This window comes from Neisseria sp. P0021.S006 (genome assembly GCF_051956895.1).
In genome coordinates this window covers 1-790 of the sequence record NZ_JBQCWZ010000624.1, presented here as the reverse complement: position 1 = coordinate 790, position 790 = coordinate 1, and the positions used below count along the sequence as shown (strand labels likewise).

The window sequence follows — 790 nt, the reverse complement described above, 5'->3', positions numbered from 1 at the left end:
CGCCAATGGGGTAGGGTAAAGCACATCGTTCATCAGCGGCATATTCAAACTCATCATATGCACGCGCAGCTGGTGTTTCTTTCCTGTATGCGGCGTGAGGCGGTAGAGGCTGAATGCACCGCGGTTTTCGATAAGCTCGATGGTCGTGTGGGCATTGGGTTCGCCTTCCGTTTCCCGCGTGAGAAAGAATTTTTCGCCGCGTTCCATTCGTGACGAAATATCCAGCGGATAGTCCAAATCCGTCCGCGTCGGCGCCACCGCTTCATAGGTTTTTCGGACGGTTTTTTCTTGGAACATGGTCTGATAACCACGACGCGTGGCAGGGTTGAGCGAAAGCAGCATAACGCCTGCCGTATCTTTGTCCAAGCGATGAATCGGCGTAATGTCTTCAACATTCAAATGCTGCAATTCCGGCCGCAGACGCAGGCGCGTGAGCAAGGTTTCCCGCAAAAACCTGCCGCTGGGGATGACGGGCAGAAAATGCGGTTTGTCCACTACAATCAAATGCTCGTCAATATGCAAAATCTTTTCTTCAAACGGAATACGCGGCTCGCTCTCACGGCTGGTTTCACGGTAATAAAACATCGTCTTGCCGGGTTCGAACAAGGTATTTTCATCAAACGGCACGCCATCCGCACCCACCACAAAACCGCTGTTCAGCCGCCGCCGCCAGTTTTCTTCGCCGACAAAGGGAAAATGAGCGCATAAAAAATGCAGCAGCGGCAAGCCGTAAAACTGCTTTTCATGCGGTAAAACCAAGTAGCTGGGTTTGACACCGTTTAAAAGGGGT

1 protein-coding gene is annotated in these 790 nt (G+C 51.9%); it reads right to left on the bottom strand.

Features of this window, described 5'->3' with window-relative positions:
* Positions 1-790: pseudouridine synthase (locus ACTHUM_RS16110; protein WP_440403437.1), on the bottom strand; the 790-nt coding region annotated here is incomplete at both ends.